This is a genomic window from Eubacterium ruminantium, assembly GCF_900167085.1.
Taxonomy (GTDB): Bacteria; Bacillota; Clostridia; order Lachnospirales; family Lachnospiraceae; genus Eubacterium_Q; species Eubacterium_Q ruminantium.
The window spans coordinates 126605-152306 of sequence record NZ_FUXA01000009.1; the positions used below are offsets into that span (position 1 = coordinate 126605).

The following is a 25702-nucleotide window of genomic DNA, read 5'->3' on the forward strand; positions in this document are numbered from 1 at the left end:
AATGTGAACCTCCCTTTCGACTATGCTTCCTCAACCTTAACTAAATGACTTACCTGAGCGATCATGCCCTTTGTTGCATCATTGTTAGGAAGCTCTACTGTCTTGTGCATCTTAGAAAGTCCAAGAGCTGCAACAGTTTTTCTATGCTTTGGAATTGCTCCAATAGGTGACTTTACAAGTGTTACCTTAATTGTATCTGCCATTTCTCTCTTACCTCCTAGTTAAGGATCTCATCAACTGACTTACCACGAAGTCTAGCGATATCCTCTGGGCTCTGGATCTCAGAAAGACCAGCGATTGTAGCAAGAACTACGTTACGCTTGTTGTTTGATCCAAGTGACTTTGTACGGATGTTCTTATATCCGGCAAGCTCGAGTACACGACGTGCAGGACCACCTGCGATGATACCTGTACCTTCTGGAGCTGTCTTAAGGAGAACTCTTGAGCTTCCGAACTCTCCTGTATATCCGTAAGGAATACTTCCATTTTCATTTATAGGAGCTTCGATAAGGTTCTTCATAGCATCTTCCTTACCCTTGCGGATAGCTTCAGGAATTTCTACAGCCTTACCGATACCAACACCAACGTGGCCCTTACGATCTCCAACAACAACAAGTGCTGAGAATCTCATATTACGTCCACCCTTAACAGTCTTGGTAACTCTCTTGATTGTTACTACACTGTCTTCAAGTTCTAATGAACTTGGATCGATTAATGTACGCTTCATGTGACAATTTTCCTCCTTCATTAGAATTCAAGACCAGCTTCTCTTGCTGCATCTGCTAAAGCCTTAATCTTTCCCTGATATATAAATCCGCCTCTGTCGAAAACAACCTGCTTGATTCCAGCAGCTACTGCCTTCTCAGCTATTGTCTTACCAATGTAAGATGCTGCAGCAACATCATTTGTCTTCTCAACTGCGTCTTTTGCACTCTTCTCAAGTGTTGAAGCGGCTACTAAGGTCTTACCAACTGTATCATCAATAATCTGAGCGTAGATGTGATTATTACTTCTGTAAACAGCAAGTCTTGGTCTTTCAGTTGTTCCGCTAAAACGGTTACGAATCTTTAAATGTTTCTTTTCACGGATAACTTCTCTTGATTCCTTATTAATCATCTCTTATTCACTCCTTTAATTATTTCTTACCAGTCTTACCAACCTTACGTCTGATAACTTCATAATCATACTTGATACCCTTGCCCTTATAAGGTTCAGGAGCACGTGTAGATCTGATCTCTGCTGCATACTGACCAACTTTTTCCTTGTCAATACCACTAACCTTGATCTTATTATCTTCAACTGTAGTTGTAAGTCCTTCTGGGTCTTCGATCTCAACAGGATGTGAATATCCAAGTGAAAGAACAAGCTTCTTTCCCTGCTTCTGAGCTCTATAACCAACACCATTTACTTCAAGTGTCTTAGTATAACCATCTGTTACACCAACCACCATGTTATTGATAAGTGTTCTTGTGAGTCCGTGTAATGCCTTATTTCTCTTAAGATCATTAGGTCTCTTTACAAGAATCTCAGCTCCTTCAACTGTGATTTCCATCTCAGATGGGAGTACTCTCTCAAGGGTTCCCTTAGGTCCCTTTACTGTCACCTTGTTATTTTCTGCTATGTCAACTGTTACACCAGCTGGAATAGCGATAGGCATTCTTCCGATACGTGACATTGCCTTTACCTCCTAATATTTTCATCTTGACGGTCAGAAACTGACCGTCGTTATATTATTATATTTCAGTATAATTACCAAATGAATGCAAGAACTTCGCCACCAACGTTCTCTTTTCTTGCTTCCTTATCTGTAAGTACACCCTTGTTTGTTGAAATGATTGCTGTTCCAAGTCCGCCAAGAACCTTTGGAAGGTTTGCTGCGTCTGAATAAACTCGAAGACCAGGTTTAGAGATTCTTCTAAGACCCTTTATAACCTTTTCGTTCTTATCGCTACCATACTTAAGTGTTATTCTGATAGTAGCACGGTCATTTTCGGTTACAACGTCAACTGCCTGTACATATCCTTCTTTGAGAAGAATATCAGCAATCGCCTGCTTCATCTTAGATGCAGGTATATCTACTGTATCATGCTTCGCAGTATTTGCATTACGTATTCTTGTAAGCATATCTGCAATTGGATCGCTTATTGACATTTCTTTTGCCTCCTTAAATAATCTTACCAAGAACTCTTTCTAACGCCTGGTATCTCGCCCTTATATGCTAACTCACGGAAGCAGACTCTGCAGATTCCGTATTTTCTTAAAACAGAATGTGGTCTTCCACAAATCTTGCAGCGAGTGTACTCTCTGGTAGAGAATTTCTGCTTTCTCTGCTGCTTTACTTTCATTGCAGTCTTAGCCATGTTTACTCCTCCTTACCTGCTGTATGGCATACCGAAGAGTCTGAGTAATTCACGTGCCTCTTCATCTGTCTTTGCTGTAGTGACGAAAATAATATCCATTCCTCTTACCTTGTCAACCTTATCGTATTCGATTTCAGGGAAGATAATCTGCTCCTTGATACCAAGTGCATAGTTACCTCTACCATCAAATGCATCAGGATTTACACCTCTGAAGTCACGAACACGAGGAAGTGCAAGATTTACAAGTCTGTCAGCAAACTCATACATTCTCTCGCCACGAAGAGTAACCTTACATCCGATAGGCATACCCTCTCTAAGCTTGAAGTTAGCAACTGACTTTTTAGCACGTGTAACGACTGCTTTCTGACCTGTGATTGTCTCAAGATCCTTAACAGCGCTGTCAAGTACCTTTGCATTTTCTCTTGCTTCACCAACGCCCATATTGATAACAATCTTATCAAGCTTTGGAATCTGCATTACGTTCTTATAACCAAATTTATTAACCATAGCGTCTTTAATCTCGCTATTGTATAAGTCTCTTAATCTGCTCAAAGTATTAAGCCTCCTTCCTACGATTAATCAATAACCTCAGTCTTACCATTGACCTTAGCTACTCTCTTCTTATCTTTCTTCTCGCCCTGGAAACCAACTCTTACTGTCTTACCTTTGTAAAGGTACATAACATTTGAAATATCGATAGGAGCTTCCTTCTCGATGATTCCACCTGCTGCATTTGCAGCTGTTGGCTTGCTGTGCTTAAATACTTTGTTTACGCCTTCTACGAGAACTTTACCGTTCTTAACGTCAACAGATAAAACTTTTCCTTCTTTACCTTTATCTTTTCCGGCAATAACCTTAACAAGGTCATCCTTCTTAATCTTACTTGTTGCCACAGTACACCTCCTACAGAACTTCCGGTGCGAGAGAGATGATCTTCATAAACTTCTTATCACGAAGCTCTCTTGCAACTGGTCCAAATATACGTGTTCCCTTTGGGTTCAGATCGTCTTTGATAATAACTGCTGCGTTCTCATCAAACTTGATGTATGAACCGTCCTTACGACGTGCACCCTTCTTTGTACGTACAACTACCGCTTTAACAACGTCACCTTTTTTAACAACGCCGCCCGGTGTTGCGTCTTTAACAGAAGCAACAATGATGTCACCAATGTTTGCATATCTTCTTGTAGAACCGCCTAAAACTCTGATGCAAAGAAGCTCTTTTGCGCCTGTGTTGTCAGCAACTCTAAGTCTTGTTTCCTGCTGTACCATTTCTTTGCCTCCTTATTTAGCCTTTTCAACGATTTCAACAAGTCTCCATCTCTTATCCTTAGAGAGAGGTCTTGTCTCCATTACCTTTACTCTATCACCAATTTTGCATTCGTTATTTTCGTCATGAGCCTTAAGCTTGTATGTTCTCTTTACAATCTTTCCGTAGAGAGGATGCTTAACATTATCGATGATTGAGACTACGATTGTCTTGTCCATCTTGTCACTTGTAACTATTCCTACACGTGTTTTTCTAAGATTTCTTTCCACTTTGTCTTTTCTCCTTTCGATAATTATGCTCTAGCCTTAGCGGCAATAACTGTCTCTATTCTGGCAATATTTTTTCTAACTTCTTTAATTCTACCTGTGTTCTCAAGCTGGTTAGTAGCGTTCTGGAACTTAAGATTGAAAAGTTCCTTCTTAGCAGCCTCAAGATCTGTTGCAAGTTCATTAACTGACTTTGCATTTAATTCTTTCATAAATTCCTTAGTTTTCACTGCTGCTACCTCCTTCTAAATCTGCTTTAGAAACGATCTTACACTTGATTGGAAGCTTGTGTGTAGCGAGACGAAGTGCTTCTCTTGCTGTAGCTTCAGGAACACCTGCAACTTCGAAGAGAACTCTTCCCGGCTTAACTACTGCTACCCAATACTCAAGAGCGCCTTTACCTGAACCCATTCGAGTTTCAGCTGGCTTAGCTGTTACCGGCTTATCTGGGAAAATCTTGATCCAAACTTTTCCCTGACGCTTAAGGTAACGGTTAATGGCAACTCTGGCTGCCTCTATCTGATTAGACTTGATCCATGCTGGCTCTGTTGCTACGATACCGAATTCACCATCAGTGATGCGGTTGCCTCTCATAGCCTTTCCAGCCATGGTTCCTCTGAACTGCTTACGATGTTTAACTCTCTTAGGCATTAACATAATTATTTATCGCTCCCTTCCTTGTTTCCCTTAGTAGGAAGTACTTCACCATGGTAAATCCATGTCTTAACACCAACTTTACCGTATGTTGTATCTGCTTCAGCAAATCCATAATCGATGTCTGCACGAAGTGTCTGAAGAGGAATTGTTCCTTCGCTGTAGAACTCTGTTCTAGCCATATCAGCACCACCGAGACGTCCTGAACATGCAGCCTTGATACCAAGAGCTCCTGCCTTCATTGTTCTACCCATGCAAGACTTCATAGCTCTTCTGAAAGAAATACGATTCTCAAGCTGCTGAGCGATATTCTCAGCTACAAGCTGTGCATCAAGATCAGGCTTCTTAATCTCTTTGATGTCGATTATAAGCTTCTTAGCTGTAAGCTTCTGAACTTCAGCCTTAATCTTCTCGATACCAGCACCACCCTTACCGATTACAACACCAGGTTTAGCTGTATATACACTAACTTTAACTCTATCTCTTGTTCTCTCGATATCGATCTTAGAAACATTTGAATCGTAAAGCTTCTTCTTAAGGAACTCTCTGATCTTGTGGTCCTCTACAAGGTTGTTGGCAAACTCACCGTTCTTTGTATCAGCATACCACTTAGAATTCCAATCTTTAATTACACCGACTCTTAAACCGTGTGGATTAACTTTCTGTCCCATTGTCTGCCTCCTTACTTCTTTTCATCAAGCACAACTGTAATGTGGCTTGTTCTCTTCTCAATTCTGTAAGCTCTGCCCTGTGCTCTAGGATGAATTCTCTTCATCGTAGGTCCCTTGTTAGCAAAACACTCAGCAACATAAAGGTCATCTGCCTTCAGTCCGTTGTTGTTCTCAGCATTTGCTACTGCAGACTTAAGTAATTTATAAATTACACTGGAAGCATATCTATTGTTGTAAGCAAGGATACCAAGAGCTGTTGTTACATCCTTACCTCTGATAGCATCAAGTACAAAGCAAGCCTTTGTAACAGACACTCTAGCGTAAGAAACCTTAGCTGATGGTCTTGTATCTTTATTCTCATTTCTCAGTCTAGCTATCTGAGATCTATGTCCTTTAGCCATTTAAGATTCTCCTCCTTACCTCTTCTTCTCATCTTTGCCGTGTCCCTTATATGTTCTTGTAAGAACGAACTCACCGAGTTTGTGTCCTACCATATCTTCTGTAACATATACTGGAACATGCTTTCTACCATCATATACTGCAATTGTATGACCTACAAATGAAGGGAAGATTGTTGAACGACGTGACCAAGTCTTAACAACCTCATGATCGTTCTTAGCATTGAGCGCATCAATCTTCTTTAATAAGCTTTCATCTGCGAAAGGTCCTTTTTTAAGTGAACGTGCCATGAACTTTCCTCCTTAATTACTTAACGTTTTTACCGCTTCTAGTTCTTACAATGTACTTGTTAGAGAGCTTATTCTTCTTCCTTGTCTTAAGACCAAGTGCAGGCTTGCCCCAAGGAGTAGATGGACCTGGACGTCCGATTGGTGCTCTACCTTCACCACCACCGTGTGGATGGTCATTAGGGTTCATTACGGAACCTCTAACTGTAGGTCTGATACCCATGTGACGCTTACGTCCTGCCTTACCGATATTTACAAGGCCATGCTCAATATTTCCAACAGTACCGATTGTAGCACGTGCTTCAATTGGAACCATTCTCATTTCGCCTGATGGAAGACGAAGTGTTGCATACTTTCCTTCTTTAGCCATAAGCTGTGCTGTGTTACCTGCTGCACGAACAAGCTGTCCGCCCTTACCAGGAACAAGCTCTACGTTATGAACTTCTGTACCTACAGGAATTGCTGAAAGTGGAAGTGTGTTTCCGATTCTTACTTCAGCCTGTGGACCGTTCATAAGAACGTCTCCAACCTTCAGTCCGTTAGGAGCAAGGATGTATGACTTTGTACCATCTGCATAAGCTATAAGTGCGATGTTTGCTGTTCTGTTTGGATCGTACTCAATAGTCTTAACTGTTGCAGGGATGTTATCTTTATTTCTCTTAAAATCTATAATTCTGTATTTCTGTCTGCTTCCACCACCGTGATGACGAACTGTGATCTTACCCTGATTGTTACGTCCTGCTGTCTTCTTCTTTGATGAAAGAAGTGACTTCTCAGGTGTTGATGTTGTGATAACATCAAAATCAAGGCCTGTCATATTTCTTCTTGAAGGTGTATATGGGCTATATGTTTTAATTCCCATTTCTAGTTTCTCCTTTCGAATGCTAATTCGTTTCTCTGGTCGGTATATATCTTTTATTCTGTCATCCGACCAATAATCTTTTGTTTAGGCTATATCTTACAGACCTTCGAAAAGTTCGATATCTGCGCTGTCAGCTGTAAGCTGTACATAAGCCTTCTTAAACTTAGCTGTTCTTCCTACTGTAGCTCCACGTCTCTTAACCTTGCCATCGAAATTAGCAGTGTTAACTCTCTCAACCTTAGCGCCGTCGAACATCTTTTCAACTGCTTCCTTGATCTGAGCCTTGTTAGCTTCCGGATGAACTATGAATGTATATTTCTTTTCAGCCATTGCGTTCATACTCTTTTCTGTAACGACCGGCTTCTTGATAATGTCATAATACTTTAAGTTTGCCATTATGCGTACACCTCCTCGATTGCGAGTGCTGCATCCTTAGTAATTACAAGTGAATCATGCTTAAGGATGTCGTATACGTTTATAGTACTGCTCATGATAGTATCAACATTAGGGATGTTTCTTGATGAGAGGATTACATTCTCATTCTTATCCTTTGTTACTACGAGAGCCTTGTTTGCCTTAAGATTCTTAAGAACCTCAACAAACTTTGCTGTCTTTACTTCGTCAAGTGTAAGATCATCAACAACGATGAACTTAGAATCCTGAACCTTTGATGAAAGAGCTGAGAAAAGAGCGATCTGCTTCTCTCTCTTGTTCATCTTTACTGAGTAATCTCTTGGCTTTGGTGCAAATACTACACCACCACCTGTCCACTGTGGGGATCTTGTAGAACCCTGTCTAGCGTGGCCTGTACCCTTCTGTCTCCAAGGCTTTCTTCCGCCACCTGAAACCTCTGAACGAGTTTTTGCACTCTGTGTTCCCTGACGACCGTTAGCAAGATATGTTACTACAGCCTTGTGTACTAAATTTTCATTTATTTCAACACCGTAGATGTTGTCGTTAAGCTCAACTGTGCCAACTTCTTTTCCTTCGATGTTATATACAGCTACTGTTGCCATCTAATGTTCCTCCTTCCATAAAGTCCTAATTAATTACCCTTTACGGTTTCTTTTATTACAACTAATGACTTCTTAGGTCCCGGAACAGATCCCTTTACTAAGATTACGCTGTTTTCAGCATCAACCTTAACAATCTCAAGATTCTGAACTGTAACCTGCTCGCATCCCATGTGTCCAGGCATCTTCTTGCCCTTCATAACACGACCTGGAGTAGTTGCTGAACCATTAGAACCGGCATGACGATGATACTTTGAACCATGTCCTGAAGGACCTGACTTAAGTCCGTGTCTCTTAAGACCACCGGCATATCCTTTACCCTTTGATCTAGCTGTTACATCAACCTTGTCGCCTTCAGCGAAGATGTCAACTGTGATTGTGCTCTCGCCAACTGTGTAATCAGCCACGTTATCGAACCTGAACTCTTTAATAAACTGCTTAGGTGTTGTGCCGGCCTTCTTAACATGACCAACTTCTGCCTTAGTAGCACCGTGTGCATTTCTGATTACTTTCTTGCCGGAACCATCTTTAGTTACGACCTTTTCCTTCTTCTCGCCGAAGCCAACCTGAACTGCTTCGTAGCCATCATTTTCTACTGTCTTAACCTGTGTTACAGTACATGGACCAGCCTTAAGAACTGTAACAGGTGTGAGAACACCATTCTCACCGAAGATCTGAGTCATTCCGACTTTCTCTGCTAAAATAGCTTTCTTCATTTTGTTTTTTCCTCCTAAAACAATTTACAGCGGATTGCACTGGGCAATCATACTAAATCTGCATCATTCCGTCGTTTCTTATCTTATAACCGCAACTCGTATAAGTTATGAAATTTCGGAACTGCACATTCTTTACTTACCGGCTCGTGAGTGTTGCCGGTATTTATTCTTTTGCAGTTTCTTCTTCATATTAGAATCAGAATCCTGTAAGAATCTTTTTAATGAGTAAGAAATCTTACTTCATCTTCATATCGATATAAACACCAGCTGAAATATCCATCTTACGAAGAACATCGATTGTCTTGTTGTTTGGTGTGATGATATCGATAAGTCTCTTGTGAGTTCTCTGTTCGAACTGCTCTCTAGAGTCCTTATACTTATGAACTGCACGAAGGATTGTTACCTTCTCAACCTTTGTTGGCATTGGAACTGGTCCTGAAACCTTAGCACCTGTACCCTTAACTGCCTCAATGATTTCCTTTGCTGCCTGATCGATCAGCTTGTGATCGTACGCCTTAAGCGTAATTCTCATTACTTGATTTGCCATAAAAAAAAGCCGCCTCCTAATTCTACTTTTCTTTGAACAAGCGGTGACTGTACAACTAACCCGTGTGTGTCCTACCTAAAATAGGAATCAAACACGTCATTTCTGATCTCTTTACCAGATGATTTTCGTACAGTGACTTGTCGCCAGTTTCTTTGAACTTGACATTCGCTCCACGAAGTTACCTGCTCATTCGCAGCAATCTCCGTTTCTTTGCTATCATGTCACAGCGAAAATCATTATATATCATGCAATTTTATAATGCAAGTGTTTTTTAATAATTTTTTTATAACATTTTTCATTCTTGATCTATAAGCAAAGATAACTTTATTTCCAAATACATGCATCGCGATATCATCGTGATCAGTTGAAAGACATATAAGTCTTTCCATGAACTGAGGAGTCAAAAGATAAAATGCATTATGCGGACTTGCACTGAAAGTATCAAATGTCTCGTTGAAGTCGATACTTTCCATTTCAACCTTTGAATCTGCCGTGCAGTAATCTTTCCTTCTTCCGTAAAAATGTCTGGAATAAACTCTCGTTGAGATTACATCCTTATTACTAAGTTCGAATACTATGATTCTTCCCAGAAATATCGTACCATCTCTTGACGTATTATTCTGCGATACCCTGTCCTTGAGCCATACATCCGCCATCTCAAATGGAACGCCTTTATATTTTGCTCTCAGGTAATCTTCGGAAGTAACAACCTCTCCATGCTTAAGAAGCATAAAGTTATTTACTTCATTCAAAGTGAAACCATTTCTCCACGCATAGTAGACATCACTGAAATTATCTCTAAGAGGTTTTTCAACGATCACTTCTTTGTAGATTTTTCTGTATTGTTCATTTTTACCTTTGATGCAGAAAACACCGGCAACTATCAGCCCTATTCCGATAAACGGCAACATGGTTGTTTTATAGAGCAGTACAAGATAAATAAATCCAACCAGGCCGATACATATCAGCACAACTCCGGCACTCGCCGTCTTACGGAGCCTCTCGAGTTTCTCCATCCCATCATAAATTCCCATCTGTCAATCTCTGCCACTCAAAATGTGATTAAATATACTCACATTGAGATGTTGTAAGTTCTCGCGAACATTACTTACTGTTTCATCGTGTATGCTTTTGATTGATTGAAATCATATCTACTCACAAGTTCTTGTACACTCCACAGTCGTTAATTCCCGTGTAAGCCCACGGTACATACTTACGATTGCTTGATTATGCAACTTCGTAAGTTATAGCGTCTCTTAGATTAAGACTGGCATTGAAATCTCTATCTTCCACATAGCCACAACTGCATTTATAGATTCTATCTGAAAGTTTTAAATCTTTTTTGATAGAGCCACAACAATGACATAGTTTTGAAGATGGATACCATCTGTCTACAATCCTAAGTTCAATGCCGTTATCATCGCACTTTACTTTAAGTTTATTTCTAAATTCATAAAATTTCTGTGCTGCAACAGCTTTTGATAGATGCCTGTTCCTCATCATCCCAGATACATTCAAATCTTCAATAGTTATATAAGACGGTTTGGTTTTCACTATCTCTGCTATTGTTTTGTTGATGTAATCAGTGCGGATATTGTCCAATTTATGATGAAGTTTTTGTACCTTGAGCTTTTGTTTTTGTACATTCGCTCTTTGAGTGGGTTCTCCTTTCTGTGAATTTCCATACTTACGAGATAGACTTCTTTGCTCTCTGCGTAGTTGTTTTTCAAGTTTCTTTACTTTGCCAGATTTATTGATGTTCTTATAGGTTTTACCATTAGAAACAATCGCTAAATCTTTCAATCCTAAATCAATACCAATACCTTCATTACTGTTATTAGCAATATTGGTATCAGGAATTTCTACAAGCACAGATACAAAATATTTGCCTGCCTTTTTAGAAACCGTACCACATTTAATTTTCCATCCATCTTTGGTTGTGGGTATATAACCTTTCTCTTTGAGTTTTACCCATCCAAGAGTAGGAATGTTAATCCTATGTCTTTCACAAGCACAATCTTTTGGATTATTCTTTACAAAATACATTTTTACATCCGACTTATCCTTTTTCTTGTAATTGGGATAGGCACTTTGATGCTTGAAAAATCTTGTAAAAGCAGTACATCCATCTTCGATAGATTTCTTTACCGATTTAGAACTTACTTCCTTAATCCATAATTTATCAGGATTGTTAGGAATATATTCATTATTCAGCCAAACGCTAAAACTCTTACCACTCATAAACTTTTCACCTTTATCATAAAGTTCTTTGTTATGAGCAAGATAGAAATTGTAGATGTATCTACAAGTTCCGATAGTCTTATTGATTTTGACTATCTGTTCCTTTGACGGATTGATTTCCGTCTTGAAGCTCTTTAGCAATTTCCTCGTCCCTTTCTATTTGTTTTTTATACTTACGAAGCCCATACAATCTGCAAGAGAACACATGAAGGATTGAAACAATATCCTGTACAAGTTCTTCTTGTGGTGATAGTTCTTCATTGTTTACTACCACAATGGTTGTATTAAACTTCATACAGAATTTTTCAAACCAATCATAGCCGAATCTGATAAATCTGTCTTTATGTGTGACTATGATAGTTTTAATTTTTTGTTCCATTACTTCATCTAATAATTCATTCCACTTCTTGCGGTTGTAATTTAAACCACTTCCATAATCTTCAATACATTGGTCTACAATAATACCTTTAGCATTACAAAATTGTCGTAAAAAAGATACTTGATTTTGTAAATCATCCTTTTGGTTTCTTGTAGATACTCTGGCATAAATAACAGTTTGACGAGTATCATTTTCTGTATTTACGCCTTTAAACTGAAGATATTGATCATAAGTGTAATAACGTCTATCGGTTGGAGTTCGGTTTGCCTTTAATGTACCTTCTCTGTCCCATCGTTGAAGCGTTTTTACTGAAACACCTAACAATTCGGCAAAGTCTTTTGGTTTATAATTTGTAATATGTGATGTATTCATAATAATATACTCCTTTGAGTATATTTAAACACATTTAATCACATTTGACAACTCTTTCGATTACTTAGCACATTCTCCTTCACTTATATATAGAAGAAATCCACTTCCGGTCCACATTAATATCATACATTATTTTACTTATTATAATAGAAGAAATGATTTCTTCAAGAGAAACTTTTTCTATTATAAATATAAGGAAGCAAATGATTCCCGGATCACATATTCTCCGCCAAAGCAATCCTATGGCCGGCCTTCTGCGCCTCAGTTACCAATTTATTATATGAATCTTTATCAGTAATAAACATACAGTAGCTATCGCTATCTATGTCGATACCCGCAAGGACATAACCGGCAGCTGACCATTTACTGTTCAGCATCTCGCCCCACTCAGGAATTCCATCATCCTCATCGAACCAGTCCTCATTTATGGTGAGGGGCTTATCATTCAAAATATTGCTTACACAACCGATGAATTCATCAATCTCAACCTTCCAATCCATTTCTTCCAGAAGACCGTTATCCTGAAATGCATCCACCATTCCGATCCAGACGATCAGATCAATATCGTCATCTTCCCCAATGAATCTATCGTCATATTTTTCCTGATACTCATGATAATATACCCTAGGATCCGCAAAGCATTTTTCCAGTCTGTCAGCAGTCGCTCCATTCACGTCGATCAGCTTAACAATATTTCTATATGCATCAATCTTCTCGGGATCAATATTCATATTATCAACTTCTTTGTGGCTACCTGTATCATTTTTGTTATTATCAGAATTATCTTTATGACCGCCAAATAACTTTAAAAAGCCCATATTTTTATCCTTTCATATAGTGTGAACATCTCAAGATAGTCTATCTAATATCTTGAATCTACAATCTCAGTCACCGAGATACAACTAGTTAAATTATACTGTATGACCGGTTATTTTTCCATAACTTAGACCTGCCATATATTCCCGCAATTCTGACCCGCTTATCCCTATTTTACCTCGCCCGTCTGTCCCATAAAAATACCACCTATATAAAACGAGACTCAGTCATTTCTATAACTCAGTCTCGTTTAATTACCGGATAAGCAGCCACCTTCGACATAGCTTACCGTACAATTTATAACAAAGTATTATCTTTTCTTTTTTTCAGGATGCATTTCGTAATACTTCTTTTTATCTTCGTACATTCTCTCATCTGCAATTCTGAGAGCTTCTTTTACATTATGCTTATTTTCATCATAGCAATATCCGATTGCGAAGCTTACATTTTCATAATGTTCCGCAGCTTCCCTAACAGCTTCAACTTTTTCCAAAAGCTCACTCTCTGAAATTCCTGTAACGATTATGGTGAACTCATCTCCGCCCGCACGGTAAATGTCGCTCGGCAGGAATACTTCCTCCAAAACAGCCGCTGCATTTTTAAGGAGAATATCTCCCGCAACATGACCACCCTCGTCATTAACTGTCTTAAGACCATTTAAATCCACAAAAATAACACCAACCGAATTCGGATTATCATCAGTGAGATTATAAATCTTATCAATAAGATTATTCATCTCATTTCGGTTCATTACGCCCGTAAGCATATCCTTCGAACTAAGGATCTTAAGCCTGTCCATAAGAAGATAGTTATTGATTTCCGAACCAAGGATAAATGTTGTCGTCTCGAGAGTTTCCTTTATCTTCGGTGCGTCATCGCTCTTAAAGTTTGCTGCCCATATATAACCCAGCAAATCCTCACGGAATTTAAGAGGGAAGATGATGATACTTTTTATATCAGCATCCACCATAGATTTATACCACTTAGGATTTCTTTCCTTAACAACTTCCATGTCCTGCTCATTCTTGGCGATAAGACAGTTACTTCCGGAAATAAGCGTATTCCAACTTTGGGCAAGTTCGTAAAAGTCGGCGTCCAAATAATCATTCATTGATATTTTAAGACTTTTATCTTTGTATGACTCGCAAAGAACCGTACATTTCATTTCATAACTATTTACAAGAAGAATACAGCAATATGATGCATCGCACTGTTCTCTGATATCCTCAATAACCTCGCCCATAGTTTCTTTGAAATCCCTGGAACTTCTGAGTTTGATACATGTATCAAGAACTCCCACGGCCGTATCGGAAGAAACATTTGAAAGTCTCTTCGTATCTGCGCTGAAGTTTATCTCCATGATATAAAGACAGTAGCAAATATTTCCATCTCTATGCCCTATCGGAATAAATGACATATTAAACCATATGCCCTGCATTCTTTCCGGTTTTGCATATGAATGAAGACACTTTCCTTCTACTGCTGCTCTATAACTATAATCCTCAAAATTGAGGTCTTTTGTCAGATAATTGGTATATTCACTGTTCGGAACGAATTTCTGAACAAGAAGCTCCGCACCCGGAGCAGGTTTTTCAATGCTATCTATATAGCCTTTGTTCCCCGTAACAATACAAATCTTTCCATATCTGCCATTTCCGAGATCTTCCACGGAAACAACACAAGTCATGGCTCCTATGCCATCCACCAATGCCTGAAAATCCATAAATACCTCCTCAATATAAATATCGAACCTCCGATACCCAAACACTATACCCCAGATAATTGTACCATACTTTTACAAATTATGATATCATGTATAAATAAAAATATTTATTCAGAAAGGAAATATGCCATGAATGACAATTTATCTTTTCCAGAAATAAGTGATTTACATAAAAAAATGTTCTATAACTGTACAATAGCAGTTATTTTCCTTATACTCGGACTGATTTCTTTCAGCGTTCCGATGGCCGGCATCCCCGGCTATGTTCCCGGCATAATCTTTTTCGCTATTTGCATTATATTCTTCGTAAAATACTACAAAATGAAAAAGGTTTTCAGACTTAACTACAAACAGAATGTTGTGCTTCACGTGCTGAATCAGCATTTTCAAAATGTGAATTACCGCTGGGACGATGGTTTTGACCGCAATTTGGTTTACAGCCTTAATCTCATCTCTCCGGGTAATACATATTCTTCTGAGGATTATCTTTCAGCAACTTATAAAAATGTCCACTTCGAGCAGGCGGATGTAACCGTTAAGGAAGTTACTACCGACAGTGACGGTAACACTTCTACTACCGTTTACTTCCGTGGTCGTATGATAGTTATCGACTATCCAAAGATCACTTCATATGTAAGAGCTGTTTCAAAAAAATTCTATCACAGCCGTTCGCTTCGAAAGAGTACATTTCCTGAAATCCAGACTGAAAACGTTCAGTTCAATAGTTTATTCAAAGTTCGTGCCGCATCTGAGCACGATGCATTCTATCTTTTGACACCTCCGATGATGGAGAAACTCATGTATATACTTTCATCATACGGAAATGTAGGACTTTGCTGTCAGGCTAACCGAATGATCATCGCCATCAATACAAGGCGAAATGCATTCGACGCCAATGCTAGCATAAATCTGGATTATGAAAAAGAAATCCGCGCTCTCACAGAGGACGTCGCACTTATCGAAAATCTTATCGATATCCTGTATTCATAATCCCGCTTGTGATCAGCCAGAACACAAAATATTATCTCGCAGATTATTGTACATTCTTTAGATAATTCAATCCGCCGATTTACTGCTATAAACAGTAGGTCGGCGTTTTAATTTCTATTGACCGGTCTGATTATCATTCGATCATCTTCATTTTCTGAGCCATTTTAAAATAGTCATAGAAATATGTAATACTCGCCACTCTGTGGGAAGTATTATTTACCGTGACAAGAATGCAATCATTTTTCCTTTTATTTACATATAGATACGAATCCGAAAAAAGACTCGATGTATTCGTTTCGACTTTATATACATTATCAACGTGGTAATACATATGGGATTTTATGGAGATTTCCGTCTGATTGACCGCGACTCCGTAGAATTTATATTTTCTTCCGGAAGTATTTATCCCCACACGAGTTCCATTTATAAATATGATATTAAGTTCGCCGTTTGATTTGACGGTGACATCTTCGCCAAGATAGATTGGAAGCTGTCCTGCCGCTTCTTCATCCAAAAAAAATGAAGTCTTGGTTTCTTTGGCAAGCTCATATTCATTCTTTCTGAGAAGTCTGGCAATCTCAACTCCTTTTGATTCCAGAACGTAGGATATACCTCTATTCACAAGGATCACTATAATTATGGCTATGGCAAATGCTGCTATTTTAAATACTACTCTGAATAATGTTATGAAGAAATTTCCGAGAGACGAATGTCTGCTTAACTTTGGAATATTGATCTGCTTAGGATCTTTTATCTCGATATCTTCACCCTTAAGAACCTGGTGAAAGAATTTAATAACCTTCTTGGCCCACTTGGCAAATGCTCCCTGGATTACAAGAAGAAGAACTATCCCTGATGAAATGGCTATTGTTGTCATCGGATCCGTCTCTATGACTTTTATATATGACATCAACTCATACAAAAGTCCGATCATGAAGAAGGCTTTGATAAATTTGAGCATAAAATATACAGTTAAGGAATACCCCTTTTCCTTAACATCACTAAAGTGTACCTCTTCTTCCGTTTGATCCGTAAGAACCTTCGCTATGAACTTATCCAGAGCATCGTTCACCATGACATAAATGAGTATGCCAATAAGAACCTTTCCGATATAACTCCATAACGAATTCTGCCTGGAATGGAACCAGTTAAGCAATTCCCTCCAGGAAATAGTAAAAATACTATATATGAATTTAAACATTCGCTAACCCCACAATAAAAACCGACTGTCCACTTCTATTATACATCAAAATGAACAGTCGGTTAATTATTATTTTTTATATAATTTACTGATTAATAGTATTTGTTGTATTCACTGTATTTACAGCATTTACATTATTCACAGGTCTTTTATCATTATTGTCTGCAACATCCTGTTTTGCAGTCTTAACTGTTTCAGTGATTGAAGATACAATTCCTGCAACACCTGCTAAATTTGAAGGAATGATAAGCTTTGTAGCTCTTCCGTCTGCTGCCTTCATGAAAGCATCAAGACTCTTGATTGTAAGAACCTGCTCTGTAGGAGCTGATTCATTAAGAAGTTTAATACCGTCTGCATTAGCCTTCTGAACTTCAACGATAGCCTGAGCGTTACCTTCAGCTCTTCTGATTGTCGCTTCCTTATCAGCTTCAGCTGCAAGGATCATTGCCTGCTTCTCAGCTTCGGCTCTAAGGATCTTAGCTTCCTTCTCACCTTCTGCAACGAGGATGGCTGACTTCTTCTCACCTTCTGCACGAAGGATCTGCTCTCTTCTTTCACGTTCTGCCTTCATCTGCTTCTCCATCGCTTCCTGGATAGCTGCAGGTGGCATGATATTCTTAAGCTCTACACGGTTTACCTTGATTCCCCAAGGATCAGTTGCTTCATCAAGTGTTGCTCTCATCTTTGAGTTGATTGTCTCTCTTGATGTAAGTGTCTGATCAAGTTCAAGATCACCGATGATATTTCTAAGTGTTGTAGCTGTAAGATTCTCGATAGCTGCTATCGGATTCTCAACACCATAGCAGTAAAGCTTTGGATCTGTTATCTGGAAGAAAAGTACTGTATCAATTCTCATAGTAACATTATCTTTTGTGATAACCGGCTGAGGAGGGAAATCCGCAACCTGCTCCTTCATTGATACAACTCTTGCAACCTTATCAAAGATAGGCAGTTTCAAATGAATACCTGTTGCCCATGTTCCTGTGTATGTTCCAAGTCTTTCAATAACATATGCCTGCGCCTGTTTTACAACTCTTACAGAACCGCAAATAACAAGTATAACTACGACTAAACAAGCTATTAATGCTGGATTCATATTCAATACCCCTTTCATATTTAAATACATTTTAATTCTATTTGCAGATCAGCTTAGTACCTTCAATACCGTTAACAACAAGCTCATCGCCCACATTAACAGCCCCTTCATATACTAAACGCCACTCTACATCATTGATCTTTGTGACAGCGATTCCGTCCTTATCCGTAAGCTTTGTCACTTTAACTTTCGTGCCTATAAGGCTCTCTGCATTGGTCGGCACAATATGCACATTAAGTCTTTTCTTTGCCAGAGGTCTGAGCATCAGAACCATAATAATGGAACCTACCATGAATATCAGAACCTGTAACCAAGCTTCTGCATCAAAGCCCGCTGCTATGGCTGAAAGTATAGCTCCTCCCGCAAACCAAATGGTTGATAATCCTAATGTGATAATCTCCACAACTATCATTATAGCCGCAAAAATGAGCCATGTAGTTGGATTAAACCCTATCTTCACATATCATCCCTCCTTCACTAATCATATATGAAAAAATCAGTCGCGATAATAATTTATAAGACAGCCTTTCTTAATGATTGTTCTTTCATCATCTGTGAGCGCTCCAAGATGAAGTGTAAGTTCCTTCATGCCCTTATTCACTACATAAGCTTTGATATTATCTTCCTTCTTGTCGATAGCATCGATAATATCAGGAACAAGGATATAATCATCATTATCGAAGGCAAAATCTTCGTCAATTATAAATGGAAGCATTCCCCAGTTAATAAGGTTTGAACGGTATCTCTTTGTTGCATATTCCTTAGCGATATTAGCCCATCCGCCGAGAACCTTCTGGCAAGAAGCTGCCTGCTCACGTGCTGAACCATCACCAGGTTTGATTGCAAATATTGTACTTCCGATTCCGATCTCATTACCCTTGATATCAGGGAACTTCTCTTTAATTTTATCTACTACGCCGTGAAGCTCATCATTTATCTCACAAAGCTTTCCACCTTCCTGATGCTTTAAACTTGTCTCATGGATAGCTTTAGCTCTTCCAACATAAAGTGGATCCTTACGAGAAAGTGTGAATTCAGCAAGTCCGAGAGGATTTGATCTGAATGATGATGTCTCTCCTGAAGGAATGAGCTCATCTGTAGTAGTTACAGGATCATTGATAACTGATGCCATCTTAAGAAGAACATGCTTTGTAAGTTCAGGCATTTCAGGCCAGTCCTTAATATTTGGTCCAAACTTGATCTCTGCTTCAGGATCAGCTTTCTTATAACCATTGTAAACTCTATTATCATAAATCTTTCTGTCGAAGAAATAAGTTGGTCCTGTGTACTCAACATCAAGATCAGTAGCTGCTGTAAGAAATCCCTTATTTACAGCTGTTGCAGCTATTGAACGAGCATCCATAAGTGCAACTGATGATATCTGACCATTCTGAATCTTAGAACCTTCTCTGTTAGGGAAGTTTCTTGTAGAATGTCTGATACTGAGTGCTCCATTACCAGGTGTGTCTCCTGCACCGAAACATGGTCCGCAGAATGCTGTCTTAACGATTGCACCTGTCTCAAGGAGATCTGCGATAGTTCCGTTCTTAGCAAGCTGCATCATGATTGGTGTACTTGCAGGATAAACTGAAAGTGTGAATTCATCATTTCCGATGAACTGTCCACGAAGGATATCAGCTGCGTCACAGATATTTTCATATCCACCACCGGCACATCCGGCAATGATTCCCTGCTCAACATAGAGCTTTCCGTCACGAACCTTATCTGTAAGCTTGAATTCAACCTTACCTGTAAGCTGCTTCTTTCCCTTCTCTTCTGTCTCATGGAGAATGTCCATAAGATTTGCATTTAATTCTTCTATAGTAAATGCATTACTTGGATGGAATGGCATTGCGATCATTGGCTTGATCTTAGAAAGATCAACATAGATTGCTCCATCGTAGTAAGCTACTTCACCCGGATTAAGCTCTTTATAAGCTTCAGGTCTGAAGTGTGTATCATACCATTTTCTTGTTTCTTCATCTGTTCTCCAGATTGAAGAAAGACATGTTGTCTCAGTAGTCATAACATCAATACCGATACGGTAATCAGATGAAAGCTTTGAGATACCAGGGCCAACAAATTCCATTACTTTATTCTTAACATATCCATTTGCAAATGTTGCTCCGATAAGTGCGATTGCAACGTCCTGAGGACCAACGCCCTTTGCAGGTTCACCATCAAGATAAACAGCAACAACGCCCGGACGAGCTACATCGTATGTCTTACCGAGAAGCTGCTTTGCAAGTTCTCCACCGCCTTCACCGATAGCCATTGTTCCGAGAGCTCCGTATCTTGTATGGCTGTCTGATCCAAGAATCATAGCATTACATTCTGCAAGCTCTTCTCTGGCATACTGATGAATAACTGCCTGATGAGGAGGAACATAGATTCCACCGTACTTCTTAGCACATGAAAGTCCAAACATATGGTCATCTTCATTTATTGTTCCACCAACTGCACAAAGTGAATTATGGCAGTTTGTAAGCACGTAAGGAATAGGGAATTCCTTAAGTCCTGATGCTCTGGCTGTCTGAATGATTCCAACGAAAGTGATATCATGTGATGTCATCTTGTCGAACTTGATCTTCAGACTTTCCATATTTCCTGAAGTATTGTGAGCCTCAAGGATGTTGTAAGCCATAGTAGCCTTTGCAGCTTCTTCCTTTGTTATACCCTTGCCGCTTATAACTTCATTTCCCGCAGCTTCATTTTCCGGAACAAGAGTCTTACCGTTAACGAGATAAGCTCCGCCTTCATAAAGTTTAACCATTTCTAATTCCTCCGCTTAATCTTAGATAAATAATAACATATCCGAATTAATCTTTAAATACAACCAGCTTTACATTGTACGCTATATCTATTTGCTAAAGCAAGCTTTTATTTACATTTAGTTTTTTTAGTATTCCATCGGACTGTATCTGTCCATAAATGTGTTAAAGTCGTGCTTTCTTTTAGCATTAATAATAACGTTAAATGCCAGTTCATGATTTGATAAAATAAGTAATACTTCCTCGTGGGTTATCTCTAACTTTTCTTCACCAACGACTGCATAAAACTTATCATTTTCTCTAACCAGATCAACACCGTTTTCCAGATGTCTCACCATATTTTCTTTTTCTTCCATATATAACCCCTTAATTAAATCGATTATTACTTTTGATCTGTATTTACCCAGCTGTAGATTGTATGAATATCGTAACATTCTTTTTCAAATATAAATCTACCAATTTAATTGTAGTTCATGCAAATGATCAATACTCGAAGATATAATTAAACGCTCTTCCTATTGATACGCTTTCCTTTTCGCCGGGCTCAAATCCGCCGCCTACAGCATTTTTGAGAATTTCATTGACCTTATCATTTGTTCTCTTCTTAAGATTCGGGATGCTTTCACCTGTATATTCGCCGTCCTCAGTCTTAGGAAAATATTCTTCTCCATCTATATTGAAGTAACTGTTGTCGTCTTTCGCGATAATGGTGTTAACAACTTCAAATGATGGTTTAGACCTGTCGAATTTATAAAGCTCGTACTTAATATCCATGCTCATAACATTCTTACTGTAAGGAATACCGATAATATATTCTGAGTTCTCACAGTAATTCTCGACCTTAAGGCAACCTGCAAGTTTTACTTCTCCGTCAACATAAGTGAGGATATAAGTATAACCGCTTCTTGAATTATAAAGGATAAGTTCCGGAATTCCACCTTCGTCCATTCTTACGAGGCACATAAGATTCGGCTTATTTACTGCTAAATCCACATCTTTGCTGTTGCAGTATTTACCTACAACAACACCTTCCTCTATGCTGTTTTGAAGATTGATCTCATAGTTGCACATGTAATTGCAGTAAGCTCTCTTCCATTCGGAATTTATATATTCCTTATGCTTAATGAGATTGACTTCATTTCCGAAAACACTTTCAACATTTCTTATCATTTCCGCTGCCTGATCGATCTCGCCTCTTCCGAGCATCGCATTTATCTCTGACGGATAATAACCCTTCGCAGCTTCTAAAGCCTTTTGAGAAAGCTTAACGTAACTTTTTTCTCTTTCTGCAAAGCCTTCCTTGCCTTTATTTTTGGCTAAATAATCATTGATCTGACTATATACCTCGGCGAATTTTTCTTCGCCCATCATTTCAACAAATTTACGATAATCAGTAACATACGCATCCAGATTCTGTTTCAGGTTGTTCAGTCTTTCAAAATTCTTCTTCTCATTGCCGACAAAACAGTCATCCAGAACATCGATATATGTATCAACAATTTCTTTCGGAGCGGTTCCTGACGCATAATCTCTTACGGTCTTGGATACCATACTTTCCATCTTACCAACTATTGCATTTATATAATGTTCATTTGTGACGGTTTTTGTATCGTCAAAATCATTTCCCGACTTTGTAAAAGAAAGGTTATAGACATTTTTAAAATCATTTACATATCTGTAGTAAATATCGCTCTTACCGTTTTCTTTATATTCATCTACACATAATTGAAAGATTCTTTCAAGTTCCTTTTGATTTGCATAAATGTAACAATCGATGAGTGTACTGCTGAATCCGATAACTCCTCTGACGTCATTCTTTCTTGCGATTCCGTCAATTTCCAAGCCACATTGAAGTATCTTATTCAGATCTTCATATGTCATCTTTCCTTCTATATATTCATTGGTATAATGAACGGAAATATCTTTCAATACGGAAATAGCTTCTTCTTTCTTGGAATTTGGTAACTTCTTAAATATAGTGATCATTTCATCACAATCACCTACATCTGAAGCATAATAAAAATCCCTCACGCGAATAGCCGGCTTGATAAATACGAAGAATGCAAGCATTTCAGCAATCATGACAAATAGGCAGACGCTGATAATGATGATTCCTGTTTTCCTTTTCATTGTTCATCGCCTCCCTTATCATCGGGATCCACCGCACTAACGTCGCCATCATCATCGGGTTCCACTGCACTAAAGCCTGCTTCAGCCTCACCGCTATACTGATTGTAAGTCGGTTTTACATTATATTTATATGTAAAATACATCATGAAAAACAGACCGAAAACTGTTATCACAACAGTAACCAAAGCCAGGATGAGCATAGCCGTGCTTTTCTCTTCTGTTCCTGTCTTTTTCTGTTTTTCTTTATTGTTCGTCTCATCCGTCTTTCCCTTCTTTGACGGCTTCAAGATTTCTTCAGGTATAGGCGGAAACAGTTTTGTAGTGTGATCTCTGATTGCACTATCGTCAGGTGTAAGTGTATAAGTCGTAAATGCACTATCAATCTTCTTCAACGGTTTTCCACATTTTTTGCAGCAAAGTTCTCCATTTACATATGTAATCCCACAGCATTCATTCTTCATAACAAACTCCCAATAATGTTCCAATAATGTCTATATATACCAAATAATAAAAATGAATATAACTCGCCAACTTTATTTTACCAAACATAAAGTCAATAATACCACTATCATATATTAATATAAGCTTAAATTCTCTTAATAACTTCTTAGTATTTATCCTTGGTCATTCTTTGTAATCATCTTCATTTGTCCATATCCTAAAATTTTTTTGTGTTTTTCGATTTTCTCCGCAAATTTTATCTTTACATTTTATATTATAGTGCTATAATCAACGTATTATGCAAATCACTAATTAATTATGACGCATGGGATCAAAGAAATCTTTCGATCCCATATATATATGCGTAAATAATCGGAGTTTAGGGAGTAATATTAATTATGAAGAAACACATTGAAATCAGATGGCACGGAAGAGGCGGTCAGGGAGCTAAGACAGCTGCACTTCTTCTTGCTGATGTTGCCTGGAGTACAGGCATGTATGTACAAGGATTTCCGGAATACGGTCCTGAACGTATGGGAGCACCTATCACTGCTTATAACAGAATAGGTGATACAGAAATTCGTGCTCATTCGAATATCTATAACCCGGATTATGTTGTTGTCGTTGACGAAACACTTCTTCATTCAGTTGATGTAACAAACGGTCTTTCTGAAGACGGCGCTATTGTTATCAATACTGAACATTCAAAGGAAGAGATCATTTCTCTCCTCAGAGGTTACAAGGGTAAAGTTTATACTATAGATGCGCGAAAGATTTCAATTGAAGCTTTGGGTAAATATTTTCCGAACTCACCAATGCTCGCTGCAATAGTCAAAGTTGCAAATATTATGGATCAGAATGAATTTCTTTCTCAGATGGAAGAATCATACAAACATAAATTTGCAAAAAAACCTGAAGTAATCGAAGGAAATATGAAGGCTCTTCGCATGGCATTTGAGGAGGTGCAGTAATGGCTGAGAATAAGAATATCAATACATCCAATCCAACGGATTTAAGTAAAGTAAATGAAAAGGCTCCTTATCAGGACATGACACTCGGTAACCAGGTTTACGGTGGCGGTGGTTCTAAGGAGTTTAAGACAGGTGAATGGAGAACACAGACTCCTGTTATGAACTGGGAGAAATGTGTTAACTGCCTTCTCTGCGCACCATTCTGTCCGGACAGCTGTATTCCGGTTGTCGATGGTAAGAGACAGGATTTTGATTATGATCACTGCAAGGGCTGCGGTATCTGCGCAAAGGTATGCAGCTTCAAAGCAATAGATATGAAGGAGGGTCTGTAAATGGTTTCAAAGCGCGACAGAATGTCAGGAAACGAAGCGGTTGCACTTGCTATAAAGCAGGTTAATCCGGATGTAATGCCTGCATTTCCAATCACTCCTTCAACAGAAATTCCTCAGATGGTTTCAACATTTATAGCAAATGGTGAGATCGATACAGAATTTATCCCTGTAGAATCTGAGCACAGTTCAATGAGTGCCGTTATCGGTGCTTCAGCTGCAGGTGCAAGAGCACTTACTGCTACTTCTTCATGTGGTCTCGCATTCATGTGGGAAGAGCTTTATATCGCAGCTTCTGACAGACTTCCTGTTGTTCTCTGTGCAGTAAACAGAGCTCTTACAGGTCCTATCAACATCAACTGTGACCACTCAGATACAATGGGTGCAAGAGATTCCGGATGGCTTCAGGTTTATGCTGAAACTAACCAGGAAGCTTATGATAACTTCATCATGGCTTATCGTGTAACAGAGCATCCTGATGTAATGCTTCCAATGATGGTATGTCAGGACGGATTCATCACAAGCCATGCTGTAATGAATATAGAAACAATGGATACTGAATCCGTAAGAGAATTTGTTGGCGAATATCAGCCTGCAAACTTTCTTCTTAATTCAGCTATGCCTATGGCAATCGGTCCATATGCAAACTCTCCTTTCTATATGGAGACAAAGATGAATCAGCGTCTTGCAATGAAGAATGCCAAGAAAGTCATCCTTGATGTATGTGCTGAATATGAAAAACTTTCAGGAAGAAAATACGGTCTTTTCGAAGAATATAAAATGGATGATGCAGAATATGCTATCGTTATCATGGGTTCTGCAGCCGGTACTACAAAGGATGCTGTTGACGCTCTTCGCGAAAAAGGCATCAAGGCCGGAATGATCAAGATTCGTGTATTCAGACCATTCCCAGGTGAGGAACTTGCTGCTGCTCTTAAGAACGTTAAAGCAGTTGCAATCCTTGACAGAGCTGAAAGCTTCTCAGGTCAGGGTGGTCCTGTAGGTTCAGAACTTAAGGCTGCTCTTATGGATAATGGTGTTTCAACTATAGCAGTTAACTACTTCTATGGTATCGGTGGTCGTGATTATACAGTACAGGATGCTGAGGCTGTTTATGACGACATCATGAATTACGCTTCAGGTTCAAAGCCTGTTGAGCAATTCCAATATATAGGACTTAGAAAGTAGGAGGAGACG

At 38.8% G+C, this 25702-nt stretch carries 36 protein-coding genes; 4 read left to right on the plus strand and 32 right to left on the minus strand.

All coding sequences use genetic code 11. The features are described from left to right. Window positions 1–20: 20 nt before the first annotated feature. The 25 genes from rpmD to B5D25_RS08145 all read right to left on the minus strand — a co-directional run bounded on the left by rpmD (window position 21) and on the right by B5D25_RS08145 (window position 14576). Window positions 21–203: a 50S ribosomal protein L30 gene (rpmD, locus tag B5D25_RS08025; RefSeq protein ID WP_078787458.1), complete on the minus strand. Its 183-nt coding sequence runs from the start codon at window positions 201–203 to the stop codon at window positions 21–23. A 14-nt stretch (window positions 204–217) separates the two neighbouring features. Further along, entirely contained in the window at window positions 218–727 is a 510-nt protein-coding gene (rpsE, locus tag B5D25_RS08030; protein WP_078787459.1) for a 30S ribosomal protein S5, read from the minus strand. 20 nt (window positions 728–747) lie between these two features. Next, on the minus strand, window positions 748–1116 hold the full coding sequence (gene rplR, locus B5D25_RS08035) for a 50S ribosomal protein L18 (RefSeq protein ID WP_078787460.1): 369 nt from the start codon (window positions 1114–1116) through the stop codon (window positions 748–750). A 19-nt stretch (window positions 1117–1135) separates the two neighbouring features. Beyond that, window positions 1136–1675, minus strand: coding sequence for a 50S ribosomal protein L6 (gene rplF / locus B5D25_RS08040; RefSeq protein WP_078787461.1), 540 nt, complete (start codon window positions 1673–1675; stop codon window positions 1136–1138). A gap of 74 nt (window positions 1676–1749) precedes the next feature. Then, a complete protein-coding gene (gene rpsH / locus B5D25_RS08045) occupies window positions 1750–2151 on the minus strand; it encodes a 30S ribosomal protein S8 (protein ID WP_078787462.1) in 402 nt (133 codons plus the stop codon). A 23-nt stretch (window positions 2152–2174) separates the two neighbouring features. Next, the gene (locus B5D25_RS08050) at window positions 2175–2360 is read right to left on the minus strand and encodes a type Z 30S ribosomal protein S14 (RefSeq protein WP_035624604.1); all 186 of its coding nucleotides are present in this window, start codon (window positions 2358–2360) and stop codon (window positions 2175–2177) included. Between the two features lie 12 nt (window positions 2361–2372). Then, complete coding sequence (gene rplE, locus B5D25_RS08055; RefSeq protein WP_078787463.1) at window positions 2373–2912, minus strand: 50S ribosomal protein L5; 540 nt, start codon at window positions 2910–2912, stop codon at window positions 2373–2375. A 23-nt stretch (window positions 2913–2935) separates the two neighbouring features. Further along, window positions 2936–3253: a 50S ribosomal protein L24 gene (rplX, locus tag B5D25_RS08060; protein ID WP_078787464.1), complete on the minus strand. Its 318-nt coding sequence runs from the start codon at window positions 3251–3253 to the stop codon at window positions 2936–2938. A gap of 10 nt (window positions 3254–3263) precedes the next feature. Next, window positions 3264–3632, minus strand: coding sequence for a 50S ribosomal protein L14 (gene rplN / locus B5D25_RS08065; RefSeq protein WP_035624599.1), 369 nt, complete (start codon window positions 3630–3632; stop codon window positions 3264–3266). Window positions 3633–3644: 12 nt separating this feature from the next. Continuing rightward, entirely contained in the window at window positions 3645–3899 is a 255-nt protein-coding gene (rpsQ, locus tag B5D25_RS08070) for a 30S ribosomal protein S17 (RefSeq protein ID WP_021941212.1), read from the minus strand. A gap of 23 nt (window positions 3900–3922) precedes the next feature. Further along, entirely contained in the window at window positions 3923–4108 is a 186-nt protein-coding gene (gene rpmC / locus B5D25_RS08075) for a 50S ribosomal protein L29 (protein ID WP_425365079.1), read from the minus strand. Between the two features lie 7 nt (window positions 4109–4115). Then, window positions 4116–4553 carry a 50S ribosomal protein L16 gene (gene rplP / locus B5D25_RS08080; RefSeq protein ID WP_078787466.1) on the minus strand — a complete coding sequence of 146 codons (438 nt, stop codon included), beginning with the start codon at window positions 4551–4553 and terminating at the stop codon, window positions 4116–4118. 2 nt (window positions 4554–4555) lie between these two features. After that, a complete protein-coding gene (gene rpsC, locus B5D25_RS08085; RefSeq protein ID WP_078787467.1) occupies window positions 4556–5221 on the minus strand; it encodes a 30S ribosomal protein S3 in 666 nt (221 codons plus the stop codon). Between the two features lie 11 nt (window positions 5222–5232). Beyond that, window positions 5233–5622, minus strand: a complete 390-nt coding sequence (gene rplV, locus B5D25_RS08090; RefSeq protein WP_078787468.1) for a 50S ribosomal protein L22 — start codon at window positions 5620–5622, stop codon at window positions 5233–5235. 15 nt (window positions 5623–5637) lie between these two features. Further along, window positions 5638–5910 carry a 30S ribosomal protein S19 gene (gene rpsS, locus B5D25_RS08095; RefSeq protein WP_078787469.1) on the minus strand — a complete coding sequence of 91 codons (273 nt, stop codon included), beginning with the start codon at window positions 5908–5910 and terminating at the stop codon, window positions 5638–5640. 16 nt (window positions 5911–5926) lie between these two features. Beyond that, window positions 5927–6769, minus strand: a complete 843-nt coding sequence (gene rplB, locus B5D25_RS08100; protein WP_078787470.1) for a 50S ribosomal protein L2 — start codon at window positions 6767–6769, stop codon at window positions 5927–5929. A gap of 96 nt (window positions 6770–6865) precedes the next feature. Next, on the minus strand, window positions 6866–7165 hold the full coding sequence (gene rplW, locus B5D25_RS08105) for a 50S ribosomal protein L23 (protein ID WP_078787471.1): 300 nt from the start codon (window positions 7163–7165) through the stop codon (window positions 6866–6868). Then, the gene (rplD, locus tag B5D25_RS08110; protein WP_078787472.1) at window positions 7165–7785 is read right to left on the minus strand and encodes a 50S ribosomal protein L4; all 621 of its coding nucleotides are present in this window, start codon (window positions 7783–7785) and stop codon (window positions 7165–7167) included. Before rplD ends, rplW begins: the two co-directional genes overlap by 1 nt. A 29-nt stretch (window positions 7786–7814) precedes the next feature. Further along, a complete protein-coding gene (gene rplC, locus B5D25_RS08115) occupies window positions 7815–8498 on the minus strand; it encodes a 50S ribosomal protein L3 (protein WP_078787473.1) in 684 nt (227 codons plus the stop codon). 235 nt (window positions 8499–8733) lie between these two features. Beyond that, window positions 8734–9045 (minus strand): 30S ribosomal protein S10, encoded by a 312-nt coding sequence (gene rpsJ / locus B5D25_RS08120; RefSeq protein ID WP_078787474.1) that lies wholly within the window; start codon window positions 9043–9045, stop codon window positions 8734–8736. A gap of 236 nt (window positions 9046–9281) precedes the next feature. Continuing rightward, window positions 9282–10079, minus strand: coding sequence for a DUF3137 domain-containing protein (locus tag B5D25_RS08125; RefSeq protein WP_078787475.1), 798 nt, complete (start codon window positions 10077–10079; stop codon window positions 9282–9284). A 193-nt stretch (window positions 10080–10272) separates the two neighbouring features. Then, window positions 10273–11427, minus strand: a complete 1155-nt coding sequence (locus B5D25_RS08130) for an RNA-guided endonuclease InsQ/TnpB family protein (protein WP_078787476.1) — start codon at window positions 11425–11427, stop codon at window positions 10273–10275. Further along, window positions 11366–12022 carry an IS607 family transposase gene (locus B5D25_RS08135; protein WP_173472462.1) on the minus strand — a complete coding sequence of 219 codons (657 nt, stop codon included), beginning with the start codon at window positions 12020–12022 and terminating at the stop codon, window positions 11366–11368. Before B5D25_RS08135 ends, B5D25_RS08130 begins: the two co-directional genes overlap by 62 nt. 230 nt (window positions 12023–12252) lie before the next feature. Further along, a complete protein-coding gene (locus tag B5D25_RS08140; RefSeq protein ID WP_078787478.1) occupies window positions 12253–12855 on the minus strand; it encodes a DUF6630 family protein in 603 nt (200 codons plus the stop codon). Window positions 12856–13163: 308 nt separating this feature from the next. Continuing rightward, window positions 13164–14576: a GGDEF domain-containing protein gene (locus B5D25_RS08145; protein ID WP_078787479.1), complete on the minus strand. Its 1413-nt coding sequence runs from the start codon at window positions 14574–14576 to the stop codon at window positions 13164–13166. 129 nt (window positions 14577–14705) lie between these two features. Here B5D25_RS08145 and B5D25_RS08150 point away from each other — a divergent pair, with 129 nt between their 5' ends. Continuing rightward, the gene (locus B5D25_RS08150; RefSeq protein ID WP_159444118.1) at window positions 14706–15566 is read left to right on the plus strand and encodes a DUF3137 domain-containing protein; all 861 of its coding nucleotides are present in this window, start codon (window positions 14706–14708) and stop codon (window positions 15564–15566) included. A 133-nt stretch (window positions 15567–15699) separates the two neighbouring features. Here B5D25_RS08150 and B5D25_RS08155 read toward each other — a convergent pair whose 3' ends face one another. From B5D25_RS08155 to B5D25_RS08185, 7 genes are all read right to left on the minus strand, one after another. Further along, window positions 15700–16767, minus strand: a complete 1068-nt coding sequence (locus tag B5D25_RS08155) for a hypothetical protein (RefSeq protein WP_143000658.1) — start codon at window positions 16765–16767, stop codon at window positions 15700–15702. Between the two features lie 85 nt (window positions 16768–16852). Beyond that, window positions 16853–17863: an SPFH domain-containing protein gene (locus tag B5D25_RS08160; protein ID WP_090168566.1), complete on the minus strand. Its 1011-nt coding sequence runs from the start codon at window positions 17861–17863 to the stop codon at window positions 16853–16855. A gap of 37 nt (window positions 17864–17900) precedes the next feature. Beyond that, window positions 17901–18323, minus strand: coding sequence for an NfeD family protein (locus tag B5D25_RS08165; RefSeq protein WP_078787482.1), 423 nt, complete (start codon window positions 18321–18323; stop codon window positions 17901–17903). Window positions 18324–18359: 36 nt separating this feature from the next. Beyond that, a complete protein-coding gene (locus B5D25_RS08170) occupies window positions 18360–20636 on the minus strand; it encodes a hydratase (protein ID WP_078787483.1) in 2277 nt (758 codons plus the stop codon). Window positions 20637–20762: 126 nt separating this feature from the next. Further along, a complete protein-coding gene (locus B5D25_RS08175; RefSeq protein WP_078787484.1) occupies window positions 20763–20990 on the minus strand; it encodes a hypothetical protein in 228 nt (75 codons plus the stop codon). A 127-nt stretch (window positions 20991–21117) separates the two neighbouring features. Then, window positions 21118–22764 (minus strand): hypothetical protein, encoded by a 1647-nt coding sequence (locus B5D25_RS08180; protein WP_078787485.1) that lies wholly within the window; start codon window positions 22762–22764, stop codon window positions 21118–21120. Then, on the minus strand, window positions 22761–23225 hold the full coding sequence (locus tag B5D25_RS08185; RefSeq protein WP_078787486.1) for a hypothetical protein: 465 nt from the start codon (window positions 23223–23225) through the stop codon (window positions 22761–22763). The genes B5D25_RS08180 and B5D25_RS08185 overlap by 4 nt, the downstream gene beginning before the upstream one ends. Before the next feature lie 378 nt (window positions 23226–23603). Between B5D25_RS08185 and B5D25_RS08190 the strand changes: the two genes are divergently transcribed. From B5D25_RS08190 to porA, 3 genes are read left to right on the plus strand one after another with little or no spacing between them, the layout of a single operon-like run. Then, window positions 23604–24176, plus strand: a complete 573-nt coding sequence (locus B5D25_RS08190; protein ID WP_078787487.1) for a 2-oxoacid:acceptor oxidoreductase family protein — start codon at window positions 23604–23606, stop codon at window positions 24174–24176. Then, a complete protein-coding gene (locus B5D25_RS08195) occupies window positions 24176–24508 on the plus strand; it encodes a 4Fe-4S binding protein (protein ID WP_078787488.1) in 333 nt (110 codons plus the stop codon). The genes B5D25_RS08190 and B5D25_RS08195 overlap by 1 nt, the downstream gene beginning before the upstream one ends. Continuing rightward, entirely contained in the window at window positions 24509–25693 is a 1185-nt protein-coding gene (gene porA / locus B5D25_RS08200) for a pyruvate ferredoxin oxidoreductase (protein ID WP_078787489.1), read from the plus strand. The last annotated feature ends 9 nt before the right edge of the window (window positions 25694–25702 follow it).